Origin of the sequence: Roseateles sp., from assembly GCF_036486225.1 — a bacterium.
Classification (GTDB): Bacteria; Pseudomonadota; Gammaproteobacteria; order Burkholderiales; family Burkholderiaceae_C; genus Roseateles.
In genome coordinates, this window is sequence record NZ_DASVNZ010000355.1 from 1 (window position 1) to 3,961 (window position 3,961).

General features: G+C 68.7%; 5 protein-coding genes. 2 read left to right on the plus strand and 3 right to left on the minus strand.

What is annotated here, in order from left to right; all coding sequences use genetic code 11:
• Positions 1 to 45 precede the first annotated feature (45 nt).
• Complete coding sequence (orn, locus tag VF536_RS23315; protein WP_331617295.1) at positions 46 to 657, minus strand: oligoribonuclease; 612 nt, start codon at positions 655 to 657, stop codon at positions 46 to 48.
• 109 nt (positions 658 to 766) lie between these two features.
• Between orn and VF536_RS23320 the strand changes: the two genes are divergently transcribed.
• The gene (locus VF536_RS23320) at positions 767 to 2,077 is read left to right on the plus strand and encodes a M48 family metallopeptidase (protein ID WP_331617299.1); all 1,311 of its coding nucleotides are present in this window, start codon (positions 767 to 769) and stop codon (positions 2,075 to 2,077) included.
• Positions 2,074 to 2,979, plus strand: a complete 906-nt coding sequence (rsgA, locus tag VF536_RS23325; RefSeq protein ID WP_331617296.1) for a ribosome small subunit-dependent GTPase A — start codon at positions 2,074 to 2,076, stop codon at positions 2,977 to 2,979. Before VF536_RS23320 ends, rsgA begins: the two co-directional genes overlap by 4 nt.
• 2 nt (positions 2,980 to 2,981) lie before the next feature.
• Here rsgA and VF536_RS23330 read toward each other — a convergent pair whose 3' ends face one another.
• Both VF536_RS23330 and VF536_RS23335 read right to left on the minus strand, forming a co-directional pair.
• Entirely contained in the window at positions 2,982 to 3,290 is a 309-nt protein-coding gene (locus tag VF536_RS23330) for a hypothetical protein (protein ID WP_331617297.1), read from the minus strand.
• 60 nt (positions 3,291 to 3,350) lie between these two features.
• On the minus strand, positions 3,351 to 3,961 hold a 611-nt coding region (locus tag VF536_RS23335), incomplete at its 5' end, for an SDR family oxidoreductase (RefSeq protein ID WP_331617298.1).

Consider the following 3,961-nt stretch of genomic DNA (forward strand, 5'->3'; position numbering starts at 1 on the left):
GGGGTGTCCATCGGTATCGGTGTTTCAGCCGGGCTCGGGCCGGACTCAGTCCAGTTTCAGGAAATGCTCGCGGTAATGGAGCAGCTCATCGATGGACTCGTGGATGTCGGCCATCGCCGTGTGCTTCTGGGCTTTCTTGAAGCCTTCCATCGCGGCGGGCTTCCAGCGGCGCGCCAGCTCCTTGAGCGTCGACACGTCCAGGTTGCGGTAGTGGAAGAAGTCTTCCAGCTTGGGCATGTAGTTGGCCAGGAAGCGGCGGTCCTGGCAGATCGAGTTGCCGCACATCGGCGACTTGCCCGCGGGGATGTAGGCCTTGAGGAAATCGATGACCTGCTGCTCGGCGTCGGCTTCGCTGACGGTCGACGCCTTGACGCGGTCGATCAGGCCGCTCTTGCCGTGCGTGCCCTTGTTCCAGGCGTCCATGCCGTCCAGCATCGCGTCGGACTGGTGGACCGCGAAGACCGGGCCTTCGACGCGCACCGTCAGTTGAGCGTCGGTGACGACGACGGCGATCTCGATGATGCGGTCCTTGTCCGGATACAGGCCGGTCATCTCCAGGTCGATCCAGATCAGGTTCTGGTCGTTGAGCGGCAGCACGGGATTGGCACCGGGGCCCGCGACAGGGGCAGCGGGGGCGGCGGTGGTGTCGGTGGTCATGGGGTTGTCCTTCAGGTTGGGCGCGATTGTCGCCGAGTCGGGCCCCTCTACACTCCCGTCCATGCAGATCTCTCCTGCGGCGCTCGCCGCCGCTCCGGCGCCCTCGGCGCTGAGTCACTCCCCGCTGGTGCTGACCGCGACTTTCGTCGCCGCGGTGATGCTCTCCTTCCTGGTCAAGCTGTGGCTGTCCTCGCGGCAGATGCGGCATGTGGCGCGGCATCGCGGCGCGGTGCCGACCGCCTTCGTCGGCACGGTGCCGCTGTCGGCGCATCAGAAGGCGGCGGACTACACCGTCGCCCGCGGCCGCTTCGGCACGCTGCACCTGGCGGCGGACACCGCGCTGCTGATCGGCTGGACGCTGCTGGGCGGGCTGGACCTGCTCAACCAGTGGGCGCTGTCGTGGCGGCCCCAGCTCGGCGACATGGGCTACCAGCTCGGCCTGCTGACGGCGTTCTCGCTGCTGTCCGGCGTGCTGGACCTGCCCTGGACGATCTACAACACCTTCCGGCTGGAAGAGCGCTTCGGCTTCAACCGCACGTCGGTGAAGCTGTTCCTCGTCGACGGCGTGAAGGGACTGGCGATCGGCGCCGCGCTGGGCCTGCCGATCGCGGCGCTGATCCTGTGGCTGATGGCCCAGGCCGGCAGCCTCTGGTGGCTGTGGGCCTGGGGTGCGTGGATGGGCTACGCCCTGCTGATGCTGGTGATCGTCCCCACCGTCATCGCCCCGCTGTTCAACAAGTTCCAGCCCCTGGAAGACGCCGTGCTGCGCGAGCGCGTCCAGACGCTGATGCAGCGCTGCGGCTTCGCGGCCAAGGGCCTGTTCGTGATGGACGGCAGCCGGCGCTCGGCGCACGGCAACGCCTATTTCACCGGGCTGGGCGCGGCCAAGCGCGTGGTGTTCTTCGACACGCTGCTGGAGCGGCTGAACCCGCCGGAGGTCGAGGCCGTGCTCGCGCATGAGCTGGGCCACTTCAAGCGCCGCCACGTGCTGCAGCGCCTGGTGCTGATGTTCGGGCTGAGCCTGGCGGGCTTCGCGCTGCTGGGCTGGCTCAGCGCGCAGACGGGCTTCTACCTCGGCCTGGGGGTGCGCCCCAGCCTGGACGCGCCCAACGACGCGCTGGCCCTGCTGCTGATCATGCTGGCGCTGCCGCCGTTCGCCTTCTTCCTGACGCCGCTGACCTCGCTGTGGTCGCGCAAGCACGAGTTCGAGGCCGATGCCTACGCCTGCGCGCAGGCCAGCGGCGCCGACCTGTCCAACGCGCTGCTGAAGCTGCATGAGGACAACGCCGGCACGCTGACGCCAGACCCGGTGTTCGCGCGCTTCTACTACTCGCATCCGCCGGCCAGCGAACGCCTGGCGGCGATCGCGTCGCTCGCGAGGCCGTCGACACGGCCCTCCCCCGCGGGGCATGCGGCATGAGCAAGGACATTCAGACCGGGCTGGTGGTGCGCGGACACGGCCGTCACTACGTCATCGAGGACAACGACGGCCAGCGCATCCACTGCCTGACGCGCGGCAAGAAGAGCGATTGCGTGGTCGGCGACCGCGTGCGCTGGTTGCGCAGCAGCGATCACGAAGGCGTCATCGAGAAGGTCGAGCCGCGCCGCAACCTGCTGTTCCGCCAGGACGAGTGGAAGACCAAGAGCTTCGCCGCCAACCTGGACCGGCTGCTGATCCTGGTGGCGGTGGATCCGCAGTTCTCCGAGTCGCAGCTGACGCGCGCGCTGATCGCGGCGCGCAGCGCGGGCATCACCGCCGACATCGTGCTGAACAAGACCGACCTGCCGGGTGCCGACGCGGCGCGTGAGCGCCTCGCGCCGTACAAGGCGATGGGTCAGAACGTGCTGGAACTCAGCTTCAAGGGCCGTCCCGACGAGGCGAGCGAGACGCTGCGGCCCATGCTGCACGGCCAGGCGACGCTGGTGCTCGGTCCCAGCGGCACCGGCAAGAGCACCCTGATCAACCTGCTGGTGCCGGATGCGAAGGCGCAGGTGGGCGAGATCTCGGTGGCGCTGAACTCAGGGCGCCACACGACGACGACGACGCAGTGGTACTGGATGGACGCGGAACGCCAGGATGCGTTGATCGACTCGCCGGGCTTCCAGGAATTCGGACTGCGGCAGATCGCCGCGCCGGACCTGGCGAGCTACATGGCCGATTTCCAGCCGTATCTGGGCGAGTGCCGCTTCCACAACTGCAGCCACCGGCACGAACCGGGCTGCGCGGTGCTGGTCGCCGTCGAGGCGGGCAAGATCAGCCCGTCGCGCTACCGCATCTACGACGAGCTCTGGGACGAGCTCAGCGCACCGCCGAAGTACTGACCTCAGCGTTCCAGGCGCGGATCGCTGTTCGGGACTTCGCGGACCTCGGCGTCGATCACCTCGCCCTGCGGCGCGCGGCCGCCATCCATGCCCTGCATGCCGCCCGGCCGGAAGGCCTGGGAACGGAACTGCGCCGCGCGGCGGAAGGTAGCCGTATGCAGCGTCGGTTTGCGACCGCGGATCAGGCTCCACAGCAGCACGACGCCGAAGATCACCAGCCCGGCGGCGAGCACCGCCAGGAACAGCACGATGGAGGCCGCCGCCAGCACGAGGCGGGCAGCGATCGAGAAGAGCGTGGAGAGAGCGTTCATCGTTCCTTCAGATCGGGGCGATCGCGCGGATTCAAGTCCGCGGCGCGATCTTCCCGGGTATCAGCCTCGGCCAATGTAGGGCATCTTGGTGGCCATGACCGTCAGGAAAGGCACGTTGGCCGACAGCGGCAATTCCGCCATGTAGAGCAGCGCGCTGGCGGCGTGGGCGACATCCATCCGCGGTTCGACCATCGTGCCGCCGTGCGCCTGCGGCACGCCGTGCACGAAGCGCTCGGTCAGGTCGGTCGCGGCGTTGCCGATGTCGAGCTGGCCGGCGGCGATGTCGTGCGGGCGACCGTCCAGCGCCAGGGTCTTCGTCAGCCCGGTGATGGCGTGTTTGGTCGAGGTGTAGGCGATCGACCCCGGGCGCGGCGCATGCGCCGAGATCGAGCCGTTGTTGACGATGCGTCCGCCGCGCGGCGACTGCCGCTTCATCAGGCCGAAGGCTGCGCGGGCGCACAGGAAGCTGCCGGTCAGGTTGATGTCGACCACCGCGCGCCAGGTCTCGATGCTGAGTTCGTCGATGTCCGACGCTGGCGCGCCGCGTCCGGCGTTGTTGAACAGGAAGTCGAGCCGGCCCCAGCGGCGCTCGATCGCGTCGAAGGCGGCGGCGACCTGCGCCTCGTCGGCCACGTCCGTGGGCAGCACGAGCGCGCGTTCCGGCGCGAACG

Bases quoted from the DNA above. Each gene is read 5' to 3' on its own strand.
- orn (WP_331617295.1), bottom strand. From the start codon at position 657: ATGACCACCGACACCACCGCCGCCCCCGCTGCCCCTGTCGCGGGCCCC.
- rsgA (WP_331617296.1), top strand. From the start codon at position 2,074: ATGAGCAAGGACATTCAGACCGGGCTGGTGGTGCGCGGACACGGCCGT.
- VF536_RS23330 (WP_331617297.1), bottom strand. From the start codon at position 3,290: ATGAACGCTCTCTCCACGCTCTTCTCGATCGCTGCCCGCCTCGTGCTG.